We start from the raw sequence: 24,510 nt of genomic DNA, 5'->3' as shown, positions 1-24,510 counted from the left end.
ACCCTAAAAATCTACGGGGGACTGCTTTTAAGGATATTCATGGGAGAAAAGACAAGAACAGGGGTATTCAATCGGAGGTCTTCCCCTGCTTTCCCCCGTTCCCGTTGCTCTTTATGTGGGGCTTGCCGATGGCTATGGTAAAGCCCTTGAAGCTGTCGTCCTTCCTGTTGAACTCTATGGCCAGTGGGAGACCGTTGTCCTCGTTGAAGACGATCCTGACGATCCTCGCGCGGGAGTGGTCGTTGAGGTAGTCCTCTTTAAGATCCTCGTAGTTGTCTATGACTTCATTGATGCTCTCGCTGTGCATCTCGTATATCTCGTTGGCGTAGACGCTGTGGTTCCTTATCTCCTCGACCTTCTTCTCCCTGTCCAAGCTACCACTCCCTCAGGCTTTGCGCCACTTCCCGTCGGAGAGCTTAAAAATCTTCCTCCTCTCGGCCATCCTGAGGGCCTCTTCGAGCTTCTCCTTCGGGACCTCGAGGTTGTGGAGCTCCTTGAACAGGCCGACGATTTCATCGGTGGTTAGAGCGTCCTTCTCCTCGAAGAGGTTGTTGACGAGGTTTATCATGTCCTCGACGAAGTTCCAGGGGAAGACTATCCATGCCCAGTCTATTTCTTCGCCGTAGTAGTCGGGCTTGAAGCGCGAGCCCTTGATGGTGAGAAGCGTTGCGGCCTTGACCTCCGCCGGGTTCTGGCTTTCAACGTAGTTCTTCGCTAGGGTGAGGCTCTCACCGGTGTCGCTGATGTCGTCGACTATGAGAACCCTCTTGCCCTCGAGGCTGTAGTTGCTGCCGTACTTGAGCCTCGCCTTCCCGTCGGGAGTAGCTGTAACGCCCCAGTGCTCGACCTTGAGGCTGACGAGGTCTTTGACACCGAGGTAGTCGCAGTACAAGCGCGCGGCGACCCAGCCTCCCCTTGCGAGCCCAACAACGACATCGGGCCTCCATTCGCTTTCCAGAACCTTCCAGGCACCTTCCTTCGCCCACTTCTCTATCTCGTCCCAAGAAGCTAGGTAAGCCGGAAACTTCTTCATCGGATTTCCCTTAAGAAACCGGGGAGGCAACCCTATTTAAGTTTTCCGATAAAAATGAAATCAGCCGTGGCTGAGCTTCACGTAGAGGTTTACCCCGCTCTGGAACGCCGCGAGGCTGTTCAGTGCCGTGAATATCCAGTCGCGCTGGGCGTAGGCGTATATCGTCAGCAGCGTCGAGGCAACAACGTAGACCAGTATGAACTCCAGGTTGAGGGGACAGTGCCTTTTCTTTATCGTCTCTACAGTCTGAGGAACCCATGAAGCAACGAGGAGCAGCATTCCAAGGAGTCCAACGATCTCTATCGGCCCCATCTTCTCACCCCCTAACGGGGCCATCAGAAGCTAGAAAAATGTTTTTGAACTCGTCCTAGGCAATGGAGGCGTTAAAAATGGGGCTTTTTGAGTGGAAGTTGCTCAAACGGTCGTGGCCATCCTGGACATCGCCCACGTCTTCACGTCCTCGTCCATTATGTCGTTGATGATCCTCATCGCCTCTGAAACCTTTCCTCTCCTGGCCAGATCCAGGGCCACCTCGGCCTGTATCTTCGAGCGGTTGGGGAGGTCGTGGATGAACTCGGCTATCCTGAGGGCCTCGTCGTGGAGGCCGAGCGAGAGGAAGTCGAAGGCGAGGGCCATAAGGGTTTTTGTAGCGTCCGCAGAGGGGAGGTCGGAGGTAACGTTAACGACCCTCTCAACCGCCCCGGAGTAGTCCCTGCCATCCTTGGCCAGCTGGACGGCTATCTTTGAGAGGGCCTTGGCCTTGACCTTGTCGTCGGGTATGCCGTCGGCCATCTCGATGGCCTCCTCGTAGCGGCCCGAGTTAAGGAGCCTCATGACGGTATCGTAAAGAGCCCGCGACCGGTACCACACCTGCATGATCCTTCCCCTTTAACCCTACGCGGAAGGGGTTTTAAAACTCCCGGTCGGCAGGTTTAAAAGAACGCTGGCCATACTAACTCGGGTGGGCTTGGGGATGCGAAACGAAGTCTGGAAGTACCTCACTTTCATCCTCGTCCTCGTTCTGGGCGTCTTCGTGATGTCGACCACGCTCCTCTACCTCCAGAACCAGAGCATCACGAAATACGCCCCGACCAACGCAACTTGCAGGGCCAACGCAACCGCTGGGAACGAGATCCTTGAGACGGCGTTACAAGCTAGGGTCTCCGAGCTCGAGGCACAGATAAGGGCGATGATGGCCGGGAGGAAATCCTCAAACGCCACCAACGTCACGGTGGCGGTGGTCCCGATCTTCGGGCTCATAGACGAGAACACGGCGCTCGAAACGATTTCGACCCTCGAGAGGATCTCCCGCGACGACTCGATCGGCGGCGTCCTGCTGTGGATAGAGAGCCCGGGGGGCGATGCTGGAGCAGTGAGGGCGATATACCACGAGGTTTTGACGGTGAGGGCCAAGAAGCCGGTTGTGGCTTACACCGGCGAGATAGCCGCTTCCGGGGGCTACTACATAGCGGTCGCCTCCGACAGGATAATAGCAGACCCCCTGGCTGAGATAGGGAGCATCGGAGTAATCTACGTCCACTACAACATGGAGAAGAACTACCGGATGAACGGTATAGACGTCGATGTATTCAAGACCGGGCCCCACAAGGATATGGGCGCCGAGTGGAGGGCCCTGACGGACTACGAGAAGGAAAAGATCCGGAAGATGATAAACGTCTACTTCCAGAGCTTCCTGGACGCCGTCAGCATGGGCAGGAACATGACGGTGAACGAAACCAAGGGATACGCCACCGGCGAGACGTGGCTGGCCACCGAGGTCAACGGCACGCTCATCGATGGGACCGGCAACCTCCAGACTGCGGTTCAAGAGCTCGAAAAGCTTATGGGTGTCGAGAGCGCAGAGGTGAAAATGTACGAGTCGCCAACCCAGAGCTACTCCCTCGGGGTTCTCGGGGACGAGGCGCTCTACCTCGACCCGAGGTACCTCACTCTGAGGGGGTGAGGGCATGCTCTGCGAGGAGAAGCTGGAGGTGTTTGAGAACGGCTTCCAGGACGACAGGTTCAACCTGCGCGTGGAGTTCTACGGGAGGGACGCCAGAAGGGTTCTCCTCGCGGTGATCAGGGAGCTCTACCTGCCGGACTACGGAGAAACTTACGTCTACCCCTTCGAGTGCGCCAAGGAGTTCTGGGGGATAAGCCTCGAAGCGGAGGAGATAAAAGAGGACGAGTTCAGGCCGAGCCCGGTAAAGTTCATGAACCAGAGCATCAGGAGCAGACTCGAAAAGGCCCTCAGGGAGATTGAAGCACCGGTCAGTCCCGACATTGAGAGGGCCGAAGTCCACAAGCTAAAGACGGGCTACCTTGCGCTTGGAAGGGACTTCATCCTGGACGAGGGAAGGAAAGTGCTCTTCGTCTTCAACAAGCCGAGCGCAAGGGAGATCCTGTTAAAGTACCTGGGGATGCTGGATGAGGAGTGAGACTGTAGCCTGGGCGGTAGTTTCGGCGGTAGTTATTTACCTAGTCTGGCTGGTGATCAGGCCAGTGCTGTCGCCCATACTGCTCGCCCTTACCGTGGCCTACGTAACATACCCCTTCCACGAACGCCTCTCGGGGAGGATAGGAAAGAGGGAGTCAGCCTTCGCCCTCACCTCCCTGATGGCGGTTCTTTCCTTCCTCTTCCTCCTGGGCTTCGTCCTATGGATAAACGACGTCAAGTACCAGATCGTCATGTACCTCGAGATGTTCTTCAAGTGGCTGCAGTCGGTTACCCTGTCCTCAGCGAGCATAAACGAGGTCCTGACGGCGATAACAGAAGGAGTGAGTTCGAGGATCGAAGCCTACGTGACCAGCTACACGTACTCCATACCAAAGCTCACCCTCGAGATCTTCGTCATGCTCTTCGTCTACTACGGCACCCTCGTCAACGCGGAGGAGATAAAACGGGAAGTTTACTCCCTCCTGCCACCCCAGAGGAGGGAGTTCGGGCTGAGGCTCATAGAGGCCGCTAAGTACACGCTCGACACCCTCCTGAAGAGCTGGCTCACCCTCAGCGTCATGAAGGGAACCTTCACCGCCCTCGGGTTCTGGGCCTTCGGGATCGCCCAGCCGAGCGGGGCAATAGCCCTTGGAATCCTCACAGTGTTCGTGGAACTCCTCCCGTTTCTCGGAGGCTGGATGGTGTGGGTCCCAGGGGTCGTGTACCTGGTTCACACGTCACACTGGGGGATGGCCCTTTTCTTCGCGATCTACTCGGTGACCTTCATCTCGCCCCTCCCCGACTTCTTCCTCGCCCCGAGGATGACCCTGCGGAGGAGGGGGCTGAACGCGCTTATATCGCTCCTCGGGATTTTTGGAGGACTGTGGGCCTTCGGCCTCGTCGGCATAATAGTGGGGCCCGTCTCGCTTGGCCTCCTGGCTACGGTAATCGAGGAGTGGAAGAACGCGATAGAAAAGACTAAGGCCGAAAACGCCTGATGAAAGATGCCATCTTCACGGCGTCGAGGGTCTCCCTAACGTCGTGGGTTCTGATGATGTGAGCGCCGTTGAAGACCGCTATTGCTGTAGCCGAGAGACTCCCTGGCAGTCTTTCAGCGGGATCCTTTCTCCCGGTTATCGCGCCGATGAAGGACTTCCGCGAGACGCCTACTAGGATCGGCCTCCCGAGGATCTTGAGGACGTTGAGGTTCGCTAAGATCTTGGAGTCCCACTCGTACCAAGGCGGCCACTCCGGCCGGAGGAAGCCGATGGCAGGGTCAACGGCGAGCTCTTCGATACCGTGCTCCCCGGCGATGACGAGGCTCTCCTGGAGGAGGTCGATGACGGTGTGAACCGGGTCGCTGAAGTCCCCCACTTCGCCGTGGGCGCAGACGACGACGGGGGCACCGTACTCTGAAGCCACCTTTGCCATGTCCACGTCTCCCTTGAGGCCGGTGACGTCGTTTATGATGTCGGCTCCGGCTTTCAGAGCCTCCTCCGCAACTTTTGCGCTAGTGGTGTCGATGCTTATGGGAACGTCAACCTGTTCCCGTATCGCCCTTACCGCCCAGACCGCCCTCCTAACCTCCTCCTCGACCGGGATCTGGGTCTCGAGGTAAGGGGCCGTTGATTTGGCGCCGATGTCGATGAAGGAGGCACCTTCCTCCACCATCTTAACGGCCGTCTCAACGAGCCTCTCCTCGTCGTTCCTGACGCTCCCCTTGTAGAAGCTCTCTGGAGAGACGTTGATGACGCCCATTATCCTTGGCTCGTTTAAGTCAACTCCGGCGAACTTCATTCTTCCACCTCCCTGCGGTGAAGGGTACACCGCCAACCGTTAAAAAGGGAGATGCCCACCTACAGGGGGTGAGCGCTGTGATAATCCGGACACCGAAGAGGCTTCACCTGGGACTCATAGACCCATCCGGGGAACTGGGAAGGCGCTTTGGGGCTATAGGTGTTGCGCTGGAGGAAGGGTACGAGATAAAGATCTCCCCAGCCGATGAGCTCAAGATAAGGGCCAGCGGTGAGGACGTTGAGACCATAAGGGAGGCAGTCATCAGAATGAACCACGCCTTCGAGACGGGCACGGGCTACTCGATCGAGGTCGTGAAAGCCGTTCCAAGGCACGTCGGGCTGGGCTCAACTACCCAGCTCAGCCTGGCAGTTGGAACCGCGATAGCAAAGCTGAACGGCCTCAACACCAGCGTTGAGGAGCTCGCGAGGGTCCTGGGTAGGGGGAAGAACAGCGGGGCTGGGATATACACCTTCAAGCTTGGGGGCCTGGTCGTGGACGGGGGCGTTAGGGACGGCATCCCACCGCTCGTGGTCAGGCACGAGTTCCCGGAGAGCTGGGCCTTCCTCCTGATAACCCCGGACCTTAAGCCCGGCCTCGACGAGAGGGAGGAGGGGCCGGTGATGGAATCAACCCGGGGTGATCCGAAAGCCGCGAGAGAGATAAGCCACCACCTGATTCTCGGCCTCCTGCCAGCATTAGCCGAGAGGAACGTGGTGGAGTTCGGGAGGCACCTCACCGCGATCCAGAGGCTCGTTGGACGGCACTTCGGGGGCCAGCAGGGAGGAGAGTTCAGGGAGGACGTAAGGACAATAATCGACTTTCTGGCTGAGAAAACCTACGGCTACGGCCAGAGCAGCTGGGGGCCAACTGTCTACGGGCTAATCCTCAGGGATGAGGGTGAAAGGCTCATCGGGGAGGCGGAGGACTACCTCAGGGAGCACGGACTGAGGGGAAAGGTCGAATTGGGGATACCAAGGAACAGCGGGGCTGAGGTCGTTAACGAGAACGCCTTCCTCGAAAGACTGATAAAGTCGGTCTCCTCGGGGTGATTCACTTGACCCTCGACCGCTTCATCAACTTCACACCCAAGGAGAACGCGGAGAAGGTCTCCCGATTGATTGGGATACTCTCCGAGCTGGGCATAGAATGCGCGAGAACTGTGGAGGAGCGCGTTGACCTACAGTTCGATGCACTCAGGAGCCTCCAGGAGAGCCTGGGGGACGACGAGACGTTCCTCAAACTCGTCACGGCAAACGCGGTGGTCAGCTACCAGCTGAGCGGAAAGGGCGAGGACTGGTGGTGGGAGTTCTCGAGGTACTTCTCAGCCAACCCTCCATCCGGGGAAATCTGGAGGGCCTACGAAGCGTTCCTACCGGCGTCTAGGACGAACCGAAGGCTCGCCGGCGGCAAAATCGCCAGACTCAAAAAGCTTGAACCCTTTCTCAGAGCCCTGACCCCGAGGGATCTGGAGAGATACTACTTCGGGGGCATGGTGGAGCTGAGGAACGACCTCGCAGGGGCCCTCGGGTCGAGCAAGACCGCCAAGACGATCGTCTTCGCCGTCAAGATGTTCGGCTACGCCGGGAGGATAACGTTCGGTGAGTTCGTTCCGTACCCGATGGAAATAGAGATCCCGGAGGACGTCAGGATAAAAGCCTACACGAAGGTGTTCACCTCCGAGAAGCCCTCCCTGTTCTGGAACAGGGTAGCGGAGAAAACCGGAATCTCTCCCCTCCACATAGACTCGATCCTGTGGCCCGTCCTTGGGGGGAAGGCGGAGGTGCTCGAGAGGCTGAAGAAGCACTGCGGTGAAAGGGCCGAGAAGATATTGGAGCTGAGGGATCTCTGAGGGGTGGTGGCATTGCTTTCCAGCTTTGCCCTCGGGTTTAAGAGGAGCATTAGGAGGAGAAAGATCCTCCCGATGGTGGCGTTTCTTGCTCCAAACGCGTCCGTCTTTGCCATGGGGAAAGGGCTTCCGCTCTGGGATCCCGGGGAGGTCGTGAAGATAATCCACGGGGCCGTAAACCCCGTAGTCCCCACGGAACCACGGGACGTACTCGGTCTCCTGCCGCTCTTCCTCGCCCTCCTCATCGGAGCGTACGCCCTCGGGAACAAACCAGCGAACGTCCCCTCCCGCTTCGCCTACCTGCTGGGCAATTTCACGGGACACGCCGTCATAATCTCGACGGCTTCGTTCGTCTCGGTCATCCTCGGGTTCCTGATCCTCGTACACCTCGGGGCCCCGCTCAATGGAGGCCTGTTCAGGACGGTTCTAATGATTGGGGCGCTCTTTTCCCTGGTTGCGGTTCAGTTCCTAGCCCTCGGCTACCTAATCTTCACCCTTATCGAGGACAAGTCCGACCGTCTAGCGCTTGTGGTGTTCGCCGGCTCGGCGCTCCTGGTAGCTATACCCATGGTGGCCGCGTTCATGTTCATGCTGGCGTACGCGCCGATGGGGGAGCTCGTGAAGGATCCGGCGGTAATCAGGGAGGAAACGTGGAGGTACATGACCTTCTCGCTCCCCTTCGAGCCAACGCTGCAGATGAGCGGGACGCTCATTGAGAGGGGCACGCAGAAAAGCCTGCTGAACGTTTTAAACTTGGTCGCTTTCTCGATGGCTTACCTCTTTCTTGCCGCCATCCGTTTTTCTAGGGCCGGACGTTTCCGCTCCCCTTAACTCACTGAGTTCCTTTCAAACCACTACTTTGAAGGCAAAGATTTTTATACCTTCAGTGATAGTTCAAGGTGAAACAGGGGGTGTTGGCGTTGCTGTGGGGGTTCAAGCTGGAGTTCAAACAGAGCTTCAGAAGTAAGAAGTTCATAGCCACGATCGTCATAATGATGCTCCTCTACGTCCCCTTCTTCTACATCCTAAAGCAGGAGGAGGACCTAGCCCACATCAGCATGGGGGAGTTCATGGGGGGACTCGTACAGTTCCTCGGCGGGATGGCGACGTTCTTCATAGCAATCCTGGCCCTGCTCATGGGTGCCACCGCGATAAACTCGGAGATAGAGAAGGGAACGCTGAGGGTGGCGATGAGCAAACCAGTTTCTAGGCTAGGCTACATAGGCGGCAAAATGCTGGCGCAGATAACAGTCATCCTAGTCGCGCTCCTGATCTCGGCGCTCGTGGCGATCGTGGGGTTCCTGTGGCTCGGTGCCCCGGTTAACGGCACCGTTGTCAAGGAGGTGGTGCTCCTCAACCTCCTGCTCCTCGTCGGGCTCAGCCAGCTCCTGCTCCTGGGCTACCTCATCTCAACGGTCGTGAAGTCATCCACCAACGCCCTCGGCCTAGCGCTGGTTCTCTTCTTCGTCATGACCCTCATAGTCCCCGCGGTGGTGCAGTACATGGCCTTTACGGCCGCCGAGCAGCCCGGAAAGGACTACGAGAGCGTTTACAAGGAATACGCGACCAAGTACCTCTTCTTCGAACCGACGACCCAGCTGAAGCTGACCCTCACCAACGTTGAGGAGAGGGAATGCTACCTGGTGGCCAGGAAGTACGACCCCCAAACTGGGGAGATGAAGGTCGTCAACAAGACCAAGACCGAGGACTGTAGCTACGTATCGCATGGAAACACCTACTACGACTGTGACTGCGACTCAACCTACGCCGGAATAACCCACTCCGTGGGCAAGAACATGAAGAACTTCCTGATAATAGTGGGACTGGCCGTCTTCTACACCGGTGCGGCCATTCTGCGCTTCCTCCGTATGGACCTGAGGTGATGGTGATGATCGAGGTTGAGAACCTTGTGAAGAGGTACGGGGACGTAACGGCCCTGGACGGACTCACTCTCACCGTGAAGGAGGGGCAGGTTTACGGCTTCCTCGGCCCAAACGGCGCTGGGAAGAGCACGACGATACTCAGCACCCTAGGCCTCATCCGCCCCCAGAAAGGTAGGATAAAGCTCTTCGGAGAGGAGGTCTTCAGGGACGGGAAGTACATGGAAGGGGCCCTCGTCAGGGCCAAGGCGAAGATAGGCTACATGCCAGAGCACGCCACGCTCTGGGACTTCCTGACCCCGATGCAGACCCTCGACATAGTCGGCGAGTCCTTCGGGCTCTCCAAAGCTGAAAGGGCGAAGCGCGCCAGGGAGCTCCTGGAGCTCGTCAACCTCTGGGAGGTCAGGGACAAGAAGGTAGGGAAGTTCTCCAAGGGAATGAGGCAGAGGCTCCTCCTGGCTCAGGCACTCATAAACGACCCCGACCTCCTCATCTTGGACGAGCCCATGACGGGCCTTGATCCAAGGGGCATAGCGGAGTTCAAGGACATCATCCGGGAGCAGAGGAAGGCCGGGAAGACCGTTTTCTTCTCCAGCCACATACTGGCCCACGTTGAGGAGGTCTGTGACACCGTCGGGGTCATAGTCAGGGGCAAGCTCCGCGTTGAGGACAGCATAGAGAACATAAAGAACGACTTCCTAAGGAGGGCCGGCTACCTGATCCTCCTTGAGACGGACAGGCCCGTGAGCTTCGACTCAGTCGACTGGCATGTTGAGAGGGTCAGCCCGACGAAGTACAAGATAAAGGCCCCAGGGGACGTTAGGCCTGAGATAAACGAGATCGTCTGGGGGCAGGGGGCGAAGATCCTGCAGCTGATGGTCAGGGTGCCCAGTTTGGAGGAGATCTTCCTAAAAATGGTGGAGGACTAAAGCTTTGCCCTCTCGAACTCCTCCTTTCTTTCGAGCGGCTTTGTTGCGTCTATCCCCCACTTGGCGGTTAAGCTTTTCGTCGCCGAGGGGTCAAGGGAGCTTCCCCTCGCGTTGGGGACAACGACGAGGTCTCTGTCGGCCTGGAAGCGCGTCGCTATCGCCCACTCCACATCACGGTCGTCGTAGATGTCGATGTCCTCATCAACCACAACGACGTGCTTTAGGCTCGGGTGGCCTGCAAAAGCGGCTAGAATCGCGTTCTTGCCGTCTCCATCGTGCTGTTTTGTTATTGAAACGACCGCATGGAGCCACATGGCTCCGCCCTCGGTCAGCCTTACGCCGTGAACCTTCGGAACGACGCGTTTCACACTAGCGTATATCTGCGGCTCCTTGGGCAGGCCCATCAGCATGAAGTGCTCGTAGCCGCCCGGCAGGAGCGCGTGGAAAATCGGCTCGTCGACGTGGTACATCCTCTCGAAGACCACCAGCGGCTGCTTCCTCACGTAGTCGTAGGTGCCGGTTATGTCCACGAAGGGCCCCTCATCCACCAGCTCAGGCGTTATCTTCGCCTCGAAGACGAACTCCGTCTCCACCGGAACGGGGATGCCCTTAAGGTAGACCACCTCTAGCGGTTTCCCAAAGGCCCTCTCGCTCATCCTGCTGGCTATCTCGAGCTCGCTGATCCCGTAGGCGGTGCTCGTCGCCCCAGCTAAAAGAAGGTGGACCGGGTTGCCGATGACGATCCTGACGTCAAGCTCTTCCCCGCGATCGGCCTTGTCCTTCCACATCGAGTAGAGGTGCCTCGGAACGAGCCTTATCGCGGCTGTTTTCTCGTCGCGTACCATTATTCTGTGGAACGAAACGTTGACGAACCCCGTTTCGTCTTTGGCTATAACCATCGCCGAGGTGAAGTACTGGCCGCCGTCCTTGGGGTAGTACTTAGGAACCGGCAGCTCCGGGAGGGAGAAGTCGGAGGTGGAGTTCTTCAGGAACGGGGCACTCTCGACCGTTCTGTACGGCGAGGGGTTCTCCATCGCGTCGGCCATGAAGTGGAGTATCTCCTCCTTTCCGATGCCGAGGTAGCCCGCTATCCTCTCGCGGGTGCTCCAGACGTTCCCTGCAACGCGCCAGCCGTTGACGTCCTCAAAGAGGATCGGCCTGCCCCTGTACTTCAGGAGGTAGCGGGTTATCTCGAGCTCCTTGTCAACGGGCTCATAAACCACAACGAGTTCATCTTCAAACGACCTCAGGATCTCCTCGAGCATCTCATCACCGCTCTAACTATCCAAAAAGCCTATAAATCCCTTTTTATCTACCTCCAGTTTGACTGGCCATGTCCATGGTAACCGTGAGGATCCCAAAGGGCTCCACGAGGGCCTACGTTGAAAAAGCCGAGCCTAAGGTTTACTTCAAAATCTACGACCTCCTGACCTACAAAAAGGACTACGGAAAATGGGAGAAGCCCGAAAGCCTCTACGACCCCTACACTAACAGCTTTCCGGTCGGCCTCGTCCCCAGAGTGAAGAAGTTCCTGAACTCAAAGGGCTACCGAGTGAGGGTGAAGGACGAGAGAGAACCTGGGGGGGAGAAACTGGAGGTCAGCTGGAACCCCAGTTACAAGCTCAGGAGGTACCAGCAGAGGGCAATCAACAAGGCGCTGAAGGAGAAAATGGGGGTTCTGGCCCTTCCCGTCGGCAGCGGGAAGACCATAGTTGGCCTGGGGATAATAGGGAAGCTGGGCCTCTCGGCCATAATAGTCGTCCACACGAAGGAACTGCTCTACCAGTGGGCGGACAAAGTTAGGGAAGTCCTGGGTGTCGATGCAGGCATCATCGGGGACAACAAGTGGAGGGAAGGCCCAGTAACCGTGGCCATGATACAGACCCTCCTGTCGAGGGGCACGGAGAAGCTCCAGCGCGAGTACGGGATAGTCATCTTCGACGAGTGCCACAGGACTTCAGCCGCCGAGAAGTTCTACAAGCTCGGGCTGAGCCTTCCGCAGGTCTATCGCTTCGGGCTCTCGGCCACGCCCTGGAGGCGCGTCAGGGGGGAGGAGATAAAGATAGAGGCCGTTGTGGGGCCCATAATCTACGAAGTCCGCGCCGAGGACTTAATAAAGGAAAAGTTCCTCTCAAAGCCCCGCTTCGAGGTGATAAAGTACAACTCCGAGATGCCCTCCTTCAGCGAGCGCTACAAGGAGCTCTATGAGGACATGGTCATGAACAACGACGCGAGGAACAGGGCGATAGTCGAGAAGGCCGTAGAGCTAGCCAGAAAAGGCCACAGGGTCCTCATAGACGTTAAGAGGCTTGAACACGGCAAGATACTGAAGGAGATGCTTGAGAAGAGGGGCGTAAGAGCTGAGTTCCTGAGTTCGCAGAGCCCAAACAGGTGGGAGATCCTAGAGGAGTTCAGGGAAGGCAGGATCCCCGTACTCGTCTCAACGCTCCTAAAGGAAGGAGTAGACATACCCGAGATCTCGGCCATAATCCTGGCAGGCGGAGGGAAGAGCGACATAATGACGATACAGACCATAGGGAGAGCATTGAGACCAAAGAAGGGCATGAAGGCCGTCATAGTCGACGTTCAGGACGATGACCCGCTGCTCTTCACGCACTTCATCGAGCGCCAGAAGGCCCTGAAGCAGTACTACGGCAAATACTACGACAGCGAAGTTTACACTGAGATCAGCCAGTCCCCGAGGAGAGCCGCCCGGGCTAGGGCGTAGGAATAGCGGGAGAAAACCGCTTTTTTGAACCCTTTTACGGCGTTCTCATCGACCTTAAATTCAACCCCCTCGTAGTCTATACGCCACAGGACGAGGTTCTCAGGCGGGGCGGGTGGGATCTTCTTCCGGAAGCTGCCTGAGAGTATCTCCGAAACCTCATCCGGCGTGAGCAGGTTGAGGCCGCACGAGACGAGGGCGTTCACCATCCTGCGGACCATCTCCCAGAGGAAGGACTTCCCCCTGACTTCGATTACGAAGTACCCAGTCCTCGCGATTATCTCGACCGATTCCACCTCCCTGAAGGGATCCTTCCCGGGTTCGAGCTTTGAAAAAGCGGAGAAGTCGTGGACTCCCTCAAACCTTTCCGCGCACTCCCTCATCGACTCGACGTTGAAGCCCCTGTCAACGAGGTAGTAGCGGTAGGTCTTCCCCCGGGCCCAAAACCTTGGGTGGAAGTCGTCGGGAATCTCTGCCCAGCCGAGGGCCCAGACGTCGCGCAGGTGGTGGTTGAGGATCTCGGGTCGGGCGAGGTAGGCCTTCTCGGGGACGGGGTCAAAGGAGACGACGTTGAAGAACGCCGAAACACCCCTGTCCGTCCTTGAGGCACCTTTAAAGTTGGAAGAGGCTGGATCCTCGATTATACCGAGCCTCTCAAGAACCCTTATCAGTTCGCCCTCGACAGTTCTCAGGCCGGGCTGTCTCTGGAAGCCGTAGAAGGCGGTGCCGTCGTAGGCTATGCGGAGGGCAAGCCTCATCCTACCACCCGCAGAAGCTGGTGGGGCCGCCGGGATTTGAACCCGGGTCACGGGCTCCCAAAGCCCGCAGGATGGACCAAGCTACCCCACGGCCCCATGTCCGGGGATAAGGGCCCTGCAAAGCTTATAAAGTTTGCGGGTTTTAATTTCCTGGCCGGGAGGGAATGGAATGCGGGAGAAAGCCTTCAAACCAAAGGTGTCGGTTATAATCCCAACCTACAACGAGCGGGACAACCTGGAGGAGCTCTTTGAGAGGATCTCAAATTCCATGAGCAAAGCCGGCTACGAGTTCGAGATTGTTATAGTTGACGATGATTCCCCGGACAGGACGTGGGAGCGCGCGATGGAGCTCGGCGAGAGGTACCCCGTGAAGGTCATCAGGAGGACTGACGAGAAGGGCCTGTCCTCAGCCGTCATCAGAGGCTTTAAGGAGGCCTCCGGGGACGTCCTCGTGGTCATGGACGCGGATTTACAGCACCCGCCCGAGAAGATCCCGGAGCTCGTTGAAGCGATAGAGAACGGGGCGGACATAGCGGTGGCCAGCAGGTACATCCCGGGCGGGGCGGTTAAGAACTGGTACTGGTACAGGAAGCTCATCTCGAAGGGCGCCATAATGATAGGCCGCCTGGCCCTCCCGAGGATAAGGAACGTCAAAGACCCCGTGAGCGGCTTCTTCGCCCTCAAGAGGGAGGTCGTGGAGGGTACCGAGCTCAACCCGATAGGCTTCAAGATCCTCATGGAGATCCTCATAAAGGGGCGCTATAGCAAGGTCGTTGAAGTACCCTTCACCTTCGGCCTCAGGAAGGCCGGGGAGAGCAAGCTCAGCGGGAAGACGATGGTGAAGTACCTAAAGCACGTCTACAGGCTCATGCGCTGGGAGGGCGAACTGGACAGGATAATAAAGTTCAGCATCGTGGGGGCCTCGGGCATCGTTGTCAACGAGGGCTTCCTCTGGTTCTTTGTGTCCGAACTCGGGATGAGCAAGTACATCGCCAACATCCCGGCCACGGAGCTCGCAATCCTCAACAACTTCACATGGAACGACCTCTGGACCTTCAGGGATCTGCGGAGGTACCCCTTCTGGAGGAGGCTCTTCAGCTTCCACGTCGCGGCACTTATGGGGGCCATCGTGCAGTGGCTGGTCTACGCACCCCTGGTGTACATGGGGATGCACTACCTCCTCGCGAACCTCTTCGGCATAGGCGTCTCGTTCGTGGTGAGGTTCCTCTTCAACAGAAACGTGACTTGGGGATAAAGAAGAGAAGTCACTCCCCGTACTTCCTCTCTTTTGCGGCCTTTACAAGTCCCCTGAAGACCGGCGCGGGGTTCATGGGCCTGGACTTGAACTCCGGATGGAACTGGGTCGCTATGAAGTAGCTGTGCTCCGGGAGCTCAAGTATCTCCATCCTCCTGCTGTCGTCGCCGGCTATGCCGCTGAAAACCAGTCCGGCCTTCTCGAACTGCTCAATGTAGTCCGGATTAACCTCCCAGCGGTGCCTGTGGCGCTCGTAGACTATCTCCCTGCCGTAGAGCTTCCTCGCGAGGGTGTTGGGCTTTATGTGGACTGGATAGGCACCGAGACGCATCGTTCCGCCGAGCCTGTCCAGATCGCGCTGCTCCGGCATGAGGTCGACGACGGGATAAGGAGTCTGCGGGTCTATCTCGGTTGAGTGGGCCCCTTTGAGTCCGAGGACGTTGCGGGCGAACTCGACGACGGTTAGCTGGAAGCCGAAGCAGATCCCGAGGAACGGGATGTCGTTCTCGCGGGCGTAGCGAGCGGCAAGCATCTTGCCCTCAGTACCGCGCGCACCGAAGCCGCCCGGGACGATGATTCCATCGACGCCCTCGAGGAGCTTTGTTCCAGCTTTCTCAAGGTCCTCGGCTTCTATCCATCTGATCTTGACCTTAACGCCGTTGGCGACGCTGGAGTGTTTGAGAGCCTCCTTTATGCTCAGGTAGGAGTCAGCCAACTTGACGTACTTGCCAACGATGGCTATCTCTACCGTCTCCTCGAGGGACTTGTAAGTTTCAACCATCTCGCGCCATGCTTCGAGCTCAGGCTCCCTTTCCGGAAGGCCGAGCCTCTTGGTGAGGTACCTGGCGAGGCCCTCCTTCTCCAGCATCAGCGGAACCTCGTAGGTGTCCTCGACGTCGTAGGCGCTTATTACCGCCTCGTCCGGGACGTTCGTGAAGAGGCTTATCTTGAGCCTCGCGGACTCTTCAAGCGGCTCTTCCGAGCGCGCTACTATCGCATCGGGCTGGATTCCAAGGGAGCGGAGCTCCTTCACGCTGTGCTGGGTCGGCTTGGTCTTCTGCTCGCCGACAACGCGGAGCTTGGGCACGTAGGTGACGTGGACGAAGGCGACGTTCTCTCTCCCTTCCTCTATCTGCATCTGCCTCGCCGCCTCGAGGAAGGGCATGCTCTCGATATCTCCTACCGTTCCGCCTATCTCTACGATGACGACGTCGTAGTCCCTAGCGATACGCCTTATGCGCTCCTTTATCTCGTTGGTGATGTGGGGGATGACCTGGACGGTTGCTCCAAGGTATTCACCCTTCCTCTCCTTCTCTATGACGGCCGAGTAGACCTTGCCAGTGGTTATGTTGTGGTCGAAGCTGAGGCTCGTGTCGAGGAAGCGCTCGTAGTTCCCGAGGTCGAGGTCAACTTCTCCCCCGTCGTCGAGCACAAAAACTTCCCCGTGCTGGTAGGGGTTCATCGTCCCAGCGTCGTAGTTGAGGTAGGGGTCGATCTTGATGTTCGTCGTTCTGAATCCCCTCGCCTTCATGAGCATTCCGAGGGAGGCGCTCGTTATTCCCTTTCCAAGGCCGCTGACGACACCACCCGTGACGAATATGAACTTTGTCATGGCAAAACCTCCATCTGTTATGTCGTCCATTGATTGGTGGATGTTTAAAAGCTTTGCCGGGAAAGAAGTTCAGGGGTAAGAAAGAAGTCCTCACTCCTCCAGCTCGACCCCGTCTCCCTCTTCCTCCTCGGTCAGCTCGCGGATCTCGTAGACCTTGAGGGGAACCTTCTTCAGGGCCTTTCCAACGACGGCCTTCGCTATCCTCTCGGCGTGCTCAACGCTCTGGGCGTTGAAGACCTTGAGTGTGAGGTACATCCCGACAAGTCCAACGGAGCCTATGACGAAGGCGCTCTCGAAGTGGGCCCCGCAGACGGGACACTGGGAGTAGCCTATCTCGACCCTCACGAAATCGAGGTTCTCCTTGTTGAGCGCCTTAGCAACCTTGCTCACCGCGACGTTTATCGCGTCCTCACTCGTCTCGACGTCCCTAACAATAATCGGAGCCTCAAGAACCACGACGTAGTCCCCCATCGTCCTCACCTCAGCCGAAGGCGAACAGCCTGTCGTCCTCACCCCTGAAAACCCCGAGCCTTACGCCGGCGTCGATAAAACCGTGCGCGTAGTTCAGGGCGGCAAACGCTGTGACGTAGTCGCCCCTCTCGTAGTAGTATTTAGCGTCCTCAAAATAGCTCTTCGCCATTGTCAGAAAATCGTCCGCAACGGCTTTCAGGAGGCTCTTTTCGTGGACAACAACTTCGAGGGTTTTAAGGGCCTCCTCAGTTATTCTAAAATACTTCTGGAGCTTCTCCTCCGTTATCTCCCGCCCCACCTGTCTCGCCTCGGAAAGGGTTGAGCCCCGGTTTTATAAATCTTGCCCACCATCACCATTAAATACCATCCCGCCCAAGATCAGGCGGTGGAGAAAATGATAAAGGTCGTCCTCTTCGACCTTGACGACACCCTCATCGACACGACGAAGCTCGCGGAGATAGCGAGGCGGAACGCGATAGAGGGCATGATACGGGCCGGAATGCCCGTTGACTTCGGGATAGCCTATCACGAGCTCATCGAGCTGATAAACGAGTACGGGAGCAACTTCTCCCACCACTTCGACTACCTCCTGAGGCGCCTCGACCTCCCGTACAACCCGAAGTGGGTGGCCGCTGGGGTCATCAACTACCACAACACGAAGATTTCCCACCTCAAGACGGTGAAGGGCGCGAAGAGAACCCTCCTCCGCCTCAAGGAGATGGGGCTCAAACTCGGCGTGATCACAGACGGGAACCCGATAAAGCAGTGGGAGAAGATCCTGAGAACGGAGATCGAGGACTACTTCGACGACGTCCTCATATCTGACTTCGTCGGGGTCAAAAAGCCCCACAGAAAGATATTCGAGAAGGCCCTGGCGCGGTTCGGGGTGAGGCCAGAGGAGGCGGTGATGGTTGGGGACAGGCTGTACTCTGACATCTACGGCGCGAAGCAGGTCGGGATGAGGACGGTCTGGTTTAAATACGGCAAGTACGCCAGCAGGGAGCTGGACTACCTTGAATACGCGGACTTCGTAATCAGGTCTCTTGAGGAAGTGGTGGAGGTAATCAGGGGGATCGAGAGTGAGGAGAGGGAAGAGCGTTCAGATAAGGAAGTTCATCCTGATTGATTCCGCCTACAAGTCGAGGATCCTGCGCGGCGATAAGGTCACGACGATACGCTACGGAGACTACGAAGCAAAGCCTGGGAGCGAGGTCTACCTAGTCGTGACCCCAAGCGACACCGCCATAGCAAAGGTCAGGATAACCCGCGTGGAGAGGAAAAAGGTCAGAGAGCTCACCAACGAGGACGCTAAGCTAGACGGATTCTCCGACGTCAGGGAACTCCTCAGGGAGCTCGGCAAGATCTACGGCGAGCTCTACGGGGACGACGAAGTTACCATCATCGGCTTCGAAGTCATAAAGCGCTTCGACGACGGGATACCGCTCAAATGGCTCAAAGGCCTCAACTACCGCGAGCCGGCCGAGATAGCGAGGCTCTACCTAGAGAATCAGGAAAAGCTGAACCTCAACCGCGAAACGGACTTCATAATGCGCCGCATTTACAACGAGGGGCTCGGAAGGGTCGTCAGGACGTTCGGGCCAAAGAGGGTCCAGCAGGCACTCCTAAAGACCTACCACGCCCTCTACGCAGCAGGTGTCATCTAACCCGTTTTAATCCCTATTGTACCCTCTCCCCCACGGAAAAGCTTTTTACCGCTCGCGCTTTTCCATGGAGTGCCATGAAGCGGTTCAAACTTGGAAACGATTTCATCGCCCTCACAGTGATCCTCTTTATGATCCTTTCCCTCCAAGCACTCGGGACCTTCAGGGGAATAAACGAGTGGGTCAACTCGACCCTCCCGCTGATAGACGCCCCCCTTATGCACTTCCTGACGGCGTTCGGAGGGGATCTATTCCTGATACCTTTCATCATCACCATCCTCTACCTTGACTGGAGAGGGGGCTCGATCTCTCGGAGAACGGTGGCCTTCATTCTCGCCACTACCCTCGGCCTTGCCGCCGTTGGTGCGCTTAAGTTTCTCTTTGCAGAAACCCGTCCTAGGCCATACGGATCCGGGATAGGCGGCTATGCCTTTCCATCTGGCCACACCTTCAGGGCGGCAATAGTAGCAACCTATGTCTCAGACCGCTGGAAGAAGTACGCATTCTTCGCCTGGATCTACGCCGTAGGCATAGCCCTCACGAGGCTATTCCTTCACTACCACTGGCTTAGTGACGTGCTCTTCAGTCTGGCCTTCGCTCCATGGCTCTACCTCCTGCTAAAATCGCTACTCGGGGTGGGGAAAGAATGAACGGCTTTCTCGAAGTCCTAACCATATCCCTACTCCCAACTCTGGAGGGGCGATACGCGGTAGTTTACGGCGTTGGAAGGGGTTACCCCCTCTGGGAGACGTTGATAGCCTCCAGCTTGGGTGTTTTAGCCCTGTCCGTGGTCCTTCCCCTCCTCCTGCCCTACATAGACCGGCTCATGCTCTGGCTTGAGAAAACCCCTCTGGAGAGGATAGTGCGCCTCTACCTCCACTACATCGAGAGGGTGAGGAAGAAAGCCCACCCGTACGTGGAAAGGTGGGGCTTCTGGGGCCTCCTCGTCTTCGTCGCGATCCCCCTCCCCGGAACCGGCATCTGGACCGGTGCCCTAGCGGCCTACCTCCTCGGCATCGAAAAGAGGAGATCCTTCCCGGCGCTCCTCCTCGGGGGCTTCATGAGCATGGCCATAACCCTGCCCCCAAGCCTCGGCATCTGGGGGTGATACCATCTTCTCGGTCTGCATGAGGGACTGCTACGACACGTGCTCCATGATAAGCGAGTTCAAGAACGGAAGGCTGACCGTCAGGGGTAACCCAGAACATCCAGTGACTGCTGGTTTTCTCTGTCCGAAGGGGGCGCTTTTGCCAAGGTGGTTCCACTCCAAGGACAGGCTCAAAAACCCGCTCGTGAGAGCCGGCGACAGGGGAAGCGGTGAGTTTAAAGAGGTGAGCTGGGAGGAGGCGATAAAGCTAGTCGCAGATAAGCTGAGGGAGACTATTGAAGAGTACGGAAGCGAGAGCGTTCTCGTTTATCAATACGCCGGTGACAGGGGAGTAGTGAACTACGCCTTCCCGCTGAGGCTCTTCCACTACCTCAACGCGGCAATGCTCGACTACGGCATCTGCGACAGGGCCGGGCAGGAGGCTTTGAAGGACGTTTATGGAACAGCGGTTGGCATGGATCCCGAGGAGCTCAGAAATCACCGCTTGCTCGTCTACTGGGGGATAAACGCCTTTTGGACGAATCTACACGGCTTCATACTGGCCGAGAGGAACAACCTCGAGATCTGGACGGTTGACGTTGTGAGAACTGAAACTGCTAAGAGGAGCGACAAGTTCTTTCAGATAAGGCCCGACACGGACGTTCTCTTCGCTTTAGGAATTGCCAAGGTCATCATTGAGGAGAACCTCTACGACAAGGCCTTTGTTAGGGAGAACGTTTACGGCTTTGAAGAATTCAAGAATTATGTAAAAACGTTATCGCTTGATTATGTGAGCCAAGAGACGGGCCTGAGCGTTGGAGAGATTGAGGAGTTCGCGGGAGAATACGCCGAGAAGAGAGGAATAATCCACATCGGCTACGGCTTCCAGCGTTCCTTAGCTGGGGGCGAGGCGGTGAGGACGATAGCGATTCTCCCGGCTTTGGTCGGCCACCGCTTCGGCTTCATCTACGACATGAAGGCGATAGACAAGTCCTACGCCGAGGGAGCCTTTCTGCGAACCAAGCCGGCCAAGAGGGTTCCGCAGATGAAGCTCGCCGAGTACATCGAGAGGGGCGAGATTAAGTTCATCTACGTCTACAACTCCAACCCGCTCGCGAGCCTGCCGAACCAGAACCGACTGAGGAAAGCGCTGATCGAAAGTGATGTCTTCGTAGTTACGCACGATATCTTCCTCACAGATACGGCGCTCTACTCGGACGTCGTTCTCCCGGCCAATACCTTCTTCGAGCGGTTGGATATAGCGGACAGCTACTACCACCGCTACGTTGCCCTAAACGAGCCTGTTGCAAAGCTCTACGGGAAGAGCAACAGCGAGGTTACGCGTCTGCTCGCGAAGGCCCTGGGAATAGAGAGCCCATACCTCTATGAGAGTGACGAGGAAGTGATAAGGAAAGTTCTCGAGCTTAACGGCCTGAGCTGGGAGGAACTTAAGGGGAAGGGCTTCGTCAAAGTGCCGGAAGGGCCGAGAAGATGGGAAACACCGAGCGGAAAGATAGAGTTCTACTCCCAAAGGGCCTTGGAGCGCGGTCTGAGCCCGTTCCCTGAGTACAGGAAGTTCGAGGGCAAATACCCCCTAAGGCTCCTCACGCCGACCCACAGGATGACGATAACGAGTCAGTACCACAACACGCACGGCATGGTAGACCCGAGCCTATACATCAACCCATCCGACGCACGCGAGAGGGGGATTAACGAGGGCGACGCCGTTGAGGTCTTCAACGACTACGGAAGGATAAGAACCCATGCAAGGATCAGCGACGACATCCCTAGGGGCGTCGTCCTCCTCTACAAGGCCTTCTGGCCCAGACTGCTCGGCTGGAACGCCAACTTCCTGACCACCGACGAAACCGTCGAGGACTACGGGAACGGCTCGGCTTACCATTCAACCTGGGTGGATGTACGCAAGGCCTGACCTCCCCCTCCAAAAGAACGGAGCTCAGTCAGCGCTTCATCTCGAGCTTTGCCAGCTCCCTTACGATCAGTGTTCACTGGGTCTCGGAGTGCACCGAGAAATCCGTGGCCACGATGAGCGTGCCGCTGAAGCTCACGACGTTGTCTTTGAGGGAGAGCAGAAACTTAAAGGCGTTCTCAAAACCGTTCTCAACGACAAGGTACTCGAAGCCGTCAACGACCACCAGGGAGTGCCCTTTCTCAAACAGCTGAGAAGGAAGTCGATCATAACAGACTGTTACCGAGGGAACATACTCTATTTAGTGGCCGTTTGAACCTCTAGACGGAGAGATTAGCCAGGGAGAGGAAAAGTGACCGCAGGATTATGAGTTTTAGGCGAGCTCCTTTCCCATCGTCTCCTCTCCCAGCGCCAGGACGTCCAGAGCGCCGATTATCGCAACAACCGCTATAACCAGAACCGCCAGGGCGGCGCTCCCGACTTCCATTATCCTTCCCGCGAGTATCGGCGCTATTCCGCCGCCTATCCTGGCCATCGCCCCGGCCCAGCCCGTGCCGGTGCCCCTGACGGCCGTCGGATATAGCTCCGGCGTGTAGGCGTATATCGCCCCCCAGGCTCCAAGGTTGAAGAAGCTGAATGCTATAGCGCTCGCGATTATCGCCGTCTCGTTGCCTGAGTTGGCCGCGAAGTAGAAGCCGACACCCGCTATTCCAGAGAGGAGCAGGTAGTATGAGAGCGTCTTCTTCCTGCCTATCCTTTCGAGTAGGTAGGCGGCGCTCCAGTAACCCGGGAGCTGGGCTATTGCCGTTACTATGAAGTACTGGAAGCTCCTGAAGACCGTTATGCCAAGCGTCGCGGAGAGGAACCTCGGCAGCCAGATGAAGAAGCCGTAGTAGGCGAAGGCTATGCTGAACCACGCGATGGTGAGCATGAGCGTCGTTTTACCGTAGCGCCTCCAGAGGTCCCCAACCGATACCTTCCCGGCCGCTCTGGGCATTTCGAGCTTTACGCTCACTCCGAATATCTTCCTGAGGGTCTCCTCCGCCTCTTTAACGCGCCCCTTAGTTAGGAGGAAGCGCGGCGACTCGGGGAGGGTGAGAAGGAGCGGCAGGATCAGGATTACCGCCCCGCCGAAGAGGAGTATGCTCCTCCAGTCCGCCTTCACCAGCAGGGCCACGATTCCGATTATTATCGTCCCAACAGCCCAGAAGCTCTCGAGGATTGAGATCATAGCCCCCCTTATCGAGCGGGGCATGAACTCGGCGAAGTAGGAGCTGGCGACCGGCAATGAGCCGCCGAGGCCGAGGCCGACGATGAAGCGCAGGACTATGAGCTGGTCGAGGTTGCCGGCGAACGAGCTTATTATCGAGCCGAGAGAGAAGGTCGAGACCGCCAGGACCAGCGTCCTCTTCCTCCCAATCCTGTCCGCTAGATAGCCGAAGAGCCACGCTCCAAAGAGCATTCCAAAGAGCGCCGCTGAGCCGAGAGAGCCGAGCTTCGTCAGGCTGCCCTGGAAGGCCGGGTCGTTCTTGAGCAGGGCTATGACGAACCCCGCCGAGATGGTGTTCACCGCTATGAAGGCCCATACGGTTCCAAGAATGGCCAAAAGCCTGTAGTGGAACTTATTCAAGCGGGAGTTTTCGATGGCCTCCACTCTCCCACCTCCATGGAGGAATAAGTATGAAGGAAGTTTTAAGTGTTTTTCAGGGTCTATTCCACAACATCTGGCCGGGAAAACAGATTAAAAAAAGGGTAAGGCTCACTTCGTCGCCCTCGTTATTCCAACATCCTTGACGAGCACGTAGGGCGTTGAAACCGGTGTATTGACCTCCCACCAGTGGATGTGATAGGAGTCCTTTCCGAGGGCAGCTATGCTCTCGAGTATGTGCTGGAGGTTATCGCTGACGCGGATGTTCCTTATTGGCTTCAGCTCGCCGTTCTCAACGAGGAATATTCCGTCACGCGGTATCGTGGAGAAGTCGCCGGCGACGTAGTTCTGGAAGCGGGTGTACCAGACGTTTGTTATGTAGATTCCACGCTTGACCTCGCCGAAGAGCTCCTCCCTGGAGTAGTCGCCCGGCTCGAGGACGATGTTCCACGCGTGCGGCATTATTAGACCCGCGTTGGCCGTCGTCTCAACCCCATACTTCCTCGCCATGCTCGTGTTGAGGAGGAAGGTCTTGAAGGTTCCGTTTTCTATGATGGTAGTTTCCCTCGTGGGAACACCCTCGTCGTCGAACTTCCTGCTTCCGTAGCCGTTCGGCATGTTGCCGACGTCCTTTATCGTTACTATCTCGTTCGCGACTTTCTGGCCGAGTTTATTAACTAAGAAGCTGAATCCGGCCTCGGCGGCATAGGCGGAGGTCATGAAGCTCATGTAGCTGAGCAGGTTGGCAAATGCCAGAGGGTCAAAGATGACGTCGAACTTCCCTTCCGGCCCCTGCTCTGGGTTCTGAGCAAGCTTTGCGATTTCTCCAGCCTTTCTCCCCGCACTCTCGGGGTCGAACTTCTTGAGAACGCGAACCGAGTTCGTCCCGTGGCCGCTCTCGAGGTCGCCGATGAAGGCTCTAACGCTTATCTCTATCCCCGTTCCCTCGTCGAAGGCCTCCACACCGTTGCTCGTGGTGAGGTAAATCCTGTCGTGGTCGGTGTAGAGAACTCCCGCTACCCTCTTCGCACCCTCCTCAAGGGTCGCGTTTATGGCCCTCTCGACGTACTCGTTCGGCTCGTTGAGCTCGACGATGGCTTTATCGAAGGTCTCCGGGATGTCCTTGTACTCAAACGGACCCTCAGCGATGCCGTAGTAGTCCTCCTTCGGCGCCATGCCCTTCATGTTGCTCAGGAGCGCCTTCAGAGTGCGCTCGATGTTCTCCTCGCTCAGCTCGGTTATCGTCGTTCCGGCAACGCGCTTCTCCAGCTCGACGAAGAGCTCGACCTTCCTCTCGTGCCAGTTTTTAGCCACGGTAATCTCGTTGTTCGCGAATCTAACCTGCCTCCTGTCCCTCTCGTAGCCGAGGACGACGACGTCGCCGAAGCCGAGCTCTTTAGCCTTCTTCAAAATGAACTCATTAACGTCAAACATCTCCATC

At 57.2% G+C, this 24,510-nt stretch carries 28 protein-coding genes and 1 tRNA gene; 15 read left to right on the top strand and 14 right to left on the bottom strand.

The window, feature by feature from the left end; all coding sequences use genetic code 11:
- Positions 1-67: 67 nt before the first annotated feature.
- The 4 genes from ACZ5AM_RS05215 to ACZ5AM_RS05200 form a co-directional block, all read right to left on the bottom strand.
- Positions 68-373: a hypothetical protein gene (locus ACZ5AM_RS05215; protein ID WP_464915794.1), complete on the bottom strand. Its 306-nt coding sequence runs from the start codon at positions 371-373 to the stop codon at positions 68-70.
- Between the two features lie 12 nt (positions 374-385).
- Positions 386-1,033: a phosphoribosyltransferase gene (locus ACZ5AM_RS05210; protein ID WP_464915793.1), complete on the bottom strand. Its 648-nt coding sequence runs from the start codon at positions 1,031-1,033 to the stop codon at positions 386-388.
- A gap of 60 nt (positions 1,034-1,093) precedes the next feature.
- Complete coding sequence (locus tag ACZ5AM_RS05205; protein ID WP_464915792.1) at positions 1,094-1,345, bottom strand: hypothetical protein; 252 nt, start codon at positions 1,343-1,345, stop codon at positions 1,094-1,096.
- Between the two features lie 102 nt (positions 1,346-1,447).
- Positions 1,448-1,909, bottom strand: coding sequence for a hypothetical protein (locus ACZ5AM_RS05200; protein ID WP_464915791.1), 462 nt, complete (start codon positions 1,907-1,909; stop codon positions 1,448-1,450).
- 97 nt (positions 1,910-2,006) lie between these two features.
- Here ACZ5AM_RS05200 and sppA point away from each other — a divergent pair, with 97 nt between their 5' ends.
- The 3 genes from sppA to ACZ5AM_RS05185 are packed head-to-tail and all read left to right on the top strand — an operon-like array spanning position 2,007 to position 4,468.
- A complete protein-coding gene (gene sppA / locus ACZ5AM_RS05195) occupies positions 2,007-2,996 on the top strand; it encodes a signal peptide peptidase SppA (protein WP_464915986.1) in 990 nt (329 codons plus the stop codon).
- Between the two features lie 4 nt (positions 2,997-3,000).
- Positions 3,001-3,471, top strand: coding sequence for a PH1570 family protein (locus ACZ5AM_RS05190; RefSeq protein WP_464915790.1), 471 nt, complete (start codon positions 3,001-3,003; stop codon positions 3,469-3,471).
- Positions 3,461-4,468, top strand: a complete 1,008-nt coding sequence (locus tag ACZ5AM_RS05185) for an AI-2E family transporter (RefSeq protein WP_464915789.1) — start codon at positions 3,461-3,463, stop codon at positions 4,466-4,468. The genes ACZ5AM_RS05190 and ACZ5AM_RS05185 overlap by 11 nt, the downstream gene beginning before the upstream one ends.
- Here the strand turns inward: ACZ5AM_RS05185 and folP are convergent.
- Positions 4,449-5,267 (bottom strand): dihydropteroate synthase, encoded by an 819-nt coding sequence (folP, locus tag ACZ5AM_RS05180; protein WP_464915788.1) that lies wholly within the window; start codon positions 5,265-5,267, stop codon positions 4,449-4,451. The genes ACZ5AM_RS05185 and folP overlap by 20 nt on opposite strands.
- 77 nt (positions 5,268-5,344) lie before the next feature.
- On the opposite strand from folP, the gene ACZ5AM_RS05175 reads away from it, so the two are divergent.
- From ACZ5AM_RS05175 to ACZ5AM_RS05155, 5 genes are all read left to right on the top strand, one after another.
- Positions 5,345-6,316, top strand: coding sequence for a beta-ribofuranosylaminobenzene 5'-phosphate synthase family protein (locus ACZ5AM_RS05175; RefSeq protein WP_464915985.1), 972 nt, complete (start codon positions 5,345-5,347; stop codon positions 6,314-6,316).
- A gap of 5 nt (positions 6,317-6,321) precedes the next feature.
- Complete coding sequence (locus tag ACZ5AM_RS05170; RefSeq protein WP_464915787.1) at positions 6,322-7,116, top strand: N-glycosylase/DNA lyase; 795 nt, start codon at positions 6,322-6,324, stop codon at positions 7,114-7,116.
- Positions 7,117-7,122: 6 nt separating this feature from the next.
- The gene (locus ACZ5AM_RS05165) at positions 7,123-7,944 is read left to right on the top strand and encodes an ABC-2 transporter permease (RefSeq protein ID WP_464915786.1); all 822 of its coding nucleotides are present in this window, start codon (positions 7,123-7,125) and stop codon (positions 7,942-7,944) included.
- A gap of 89 nt (positions 7,945-8,033) precedes the next feature.
- Positions 8,034-8,996 carry an ABC transporter permease subunit gene (locus ACZ5AM_RS05160; protein ID WP_464915785.1) on the top strand — a complete coding sequence of 321 codons (963 nt, stop codon included), beginning with the start codon at positions 8,034-8,036 and terminating at the stop codon, positions 8,994-8,996.
- A 5-nt stretch (positions 8,997-9,001) separates the two neighbouring features.
- Positions 9,002-9,922 carry an ABC transporter ATP-binding protein gene (locus ACZ5AM_RS05155; RefSeq protein ID WP_464915984.1) on the top strand — a complete coding sequence of 307 codons (921 nt, stop codon included), beginning with the start codon at positions 9,002-9,004 and terminating at the stop codon, positions 9,920-9,922.
- Here ACZ5AM_RS05155 and ACZ5AM_RS05150 read toward each other — a convergent pair.
- Complete coding sequence (locus ACZ5AM_RS05150; RefSeq protein ID WP_464915784.1) at positions 9,919-11,187, bottom strand: UbiD family decarboxylase; 1,269 nt, start codon at positions 11,185-11,187, stop codon at positions 9,919-9,921. The genes ACZ5AM_RS05155 and ACZ5AM_RS05150 overlap by 4 nt on opposite strands.
- Positions 11,188-11,261: 74 nt before the next feature.
- Here ACZ5AM_RS05150 and ACZ5AM_RS05145 point away from each other — a divergent pair, with 74 nt between their 5' ends.
- Positions 11,262-12,650, top strand: coding sequence for a DEAD/DEAH box helicase (locus tag ACZ5AM_RS05145; RefSeq protein WP_464915983.1), 1,389 nt, complete (start codon positions 11,262-11,264; stop codon positions 12,648-12,650).
- Here ACZ5AM_RS05145 and truA read toward each other — a convergent pair.
- Both truA and ACZ5AM_RS05135 read right to left on the bottom strand, forming a co-directional pair.
- Complete coding sequence (truA, locus tag ACZ5AM_RS05140; protein WP_464915783.1) at positions 12,599-13,405, bottom strand: tRNA pseudouridine(38-40) synthase TruA; 807 nt, start codon at positions 13,403-13,405, stop codon at positions 12,599-12,601. The two genes, ACZ5AM_RS05145 and truA, sit on opposite strands and share 52 nt — an antisense overlap.
- An 18-nt stretch (positions 13,406-13,423) precedes the next feature.
- A tRNA-Pro gene (locus ACZ5AM_RS05135) sits at positions 13,424-13,501 on the bottom strand.
- A gap of 73 nt (positions 13,502-13,574) precedes the next feature.
- Between ACZ5AM_RS05135 and ACZ5AM_RS05130 the strand changes: the two genes are divergently transcribed.
- Positions 13,575-14,660, top strand: a complete 1,086-nt coding sequence (locus ACZ5AM_RS05130) for a glycosyltransferase (RefSeq protein ID WP_464915782.1) — start codon at positions 13,575-13,577, stop codon at positions 14,658-14,660.
- Positions 14,661-14,670: 10 nt separating this feature from the next.
- On the opposite strand, the gene pyrG is transcribed toward ACZ5AM_RS05130, so the two are convergent.
- The 3 genes from pyrG to ACZ5AM_RS05115 all read right to left on the bottom strand — a co-directional run bounded on the left by pyrG (position 14,671) and on the right by ACZ5AM_RS05115 (position 17,041).
- Positions 14,671-16,272 carry a glutamine hydrolyzing CTP synthase gene (gene pyrG, locus ACZ5AM_RS05125; RefSeq protein ID WP_464915982.1) on the bottom strand — a complete coding sequence of 534 codons (1,602 nt, stop codon included), beginning with the start codon at positions 16,270-16,272 and terminating at the stop codon, positions 14,671-14,673.
- 90 nt (positions 16,273-16,362) lie between these two features.
- Positions 16,363-16,743 carry a DUF555 domain-containing protein gene (locus tag ACZ5AM_RS05120; protein WP_464915781.1) on the bottom strand — a complete coding sequence of 127 codons (381 nt, stop codon included), beginning with the start codon at positions 16,741-16,743 and terminating at the stop codon, positions 16,363-16,365.
- A 10-nt stretch (positions 16,744-16,753) separates the two neighbouring features.
- Positions 16,754-17,041 carry a DUF357 domain-containing protein gene (locus ACZ5AM_RS05115; RefSeq protein ID WP_464915780.1) on the bottom strand — a complete coding sequence of 96 codons (288 nt, stop codon included), beginning with the start codon at positions 17,039-17,041 and terminating at the stop codon, positions 16,754-16,756.
- Positions 17,042-17,137: 96 nt separating this feature from the next.
- On the opposite strand from ACZ5AM_RS05115, the gene ACZ5AM_RS05110 reads away from it, so the two are divergent.
- The 5 genes from ACZ5AM_RS05110 to ACZ5AM_RS05090 all read left to right on the top strand — a co-directional run bounded on the left by ACZ5AM_RS05110 (position 17,138) and on the right by ACZ5AM_RS05090 (position 21,424).
- Positions 17,138-17,869 (top strand): TIGR02253 family HAD-type hydrolase, encoded by a 732-nt coding sequence (locus ACZ5AM_RS05110; RefSeq protein ID WP_464915779.1) that lies wholly within the window; start codon positions 17,138-17,140, stop codon positions 17,867-17,869.
- Positions 17,823-18,407, top strand: coding sequence for an ASCH domain-containing protein (locus ACZ5AM_RS05105; RefSeq protein ID WP_464915778.1), 585 nt, complete (start codon positions 17,823-17,825; stop codon positions 18,405-18,407). The genes ACZ5AM_RS05110 and ACZ5AM_RS05105 overlap by 47 nt, the downstream gene beginning before the upstream one ends.
- Positions 18,408-18,481: 74 nt before the next feature.
- Complete coding sequence (locus tag ACZ5AM_RS05100; RefSeq protein ID WP_464915777.1) at positions 18,482-19,054, top strand: phosphatase PAP2 family protein; 573 nt, start codon at positions 18,482-18,484, stop codon at positions 19,052-19,054.
- Positions 19,051-19,512: a COG2426 family protein gene (locus tag ACZ5AM_RS05095; protein WP_464915776.1), complete on the top strand. Its 462-nt coding sequence runs from the start codon at positions 19,051-19,053 to the stop codon at positions 19,510-19,512. Before ACZ5AM_RS05100 ends, ACZ5AM_RS05095 begins: the two co-directional genes overlap by 4 nt.
- Before the next feature lie 19 nt (positions 19,513-19,531).
- Positions 19,532-21,424: a molybdopterin-dependent oxidoreductase gene (locus ACZ5AM_RS05090; protein WP_464915775.1), complete on the top strand. Its 1,893-nt coding sequence runs from the start codon at positions 19,532-19,534 to the stop codon at positions 21,422-21,424.
- Between the two features lie 73 nt (positions 21,425-21,497).
- Here ACZ5AM_RS05090 and ACZ5AM_RS05085 read toward each other — a convergent pair whose 3' ends face one another.
- From ACZ5AM_RS05085 to ACZ5AM_RS05075, 3 genes are all read right to left on the bottom strand, one after another.
- The gene (locus ACZ5AM_RS05085; protein ID WP_464915774.1) at positions 21,498-21,647 is read right to left on the bottom strand and encodes a DUF835 domain-containing protein; all 150 of its coding nucleotides are present in this window, start codon (positions 21,645-21,647) and stop codon (positions 21,498-21,500) included.
- Positions 21,648-21,794: 147 nt separating this feature from the next.
- Positions 21,795-23,075, bottom strand: coding sequence for an MFS transporter (locus ACZ5AM_RS05080; RefSeq protein ID WP_464915773.1), 1,281 nt, complete (start codon positions 23,073-23,075; stop codon positions 21,795-21,797).
- A 105-nt stretch (positions 23,076-23,180) separates the two neighbouring features.
- Positions 23,181-24,503 carry a TldD/PmbA family protein gene (locus ACZ5AM_RS05075; RefSeq protein ID WP_464915981.1) on the bottom strand — a complete coding sequence of 441 codons (1,323 nt, stop codon included), beginning with the start codon at positions 24,501-24,503 and terminating at the stop codon, positions 23,181-23,183.
- Positions 24,504-24,510 lie beyond the last annotated feature (7 nt).

This window comes from Thermococcus fumicolans (genome assembly GCF_055386755.1).
The sequence above is the reverse complement of the archived record's forward strand: the minus strand, read 5'-3'. Positions and strand labels throughout refer to the sequence as shown.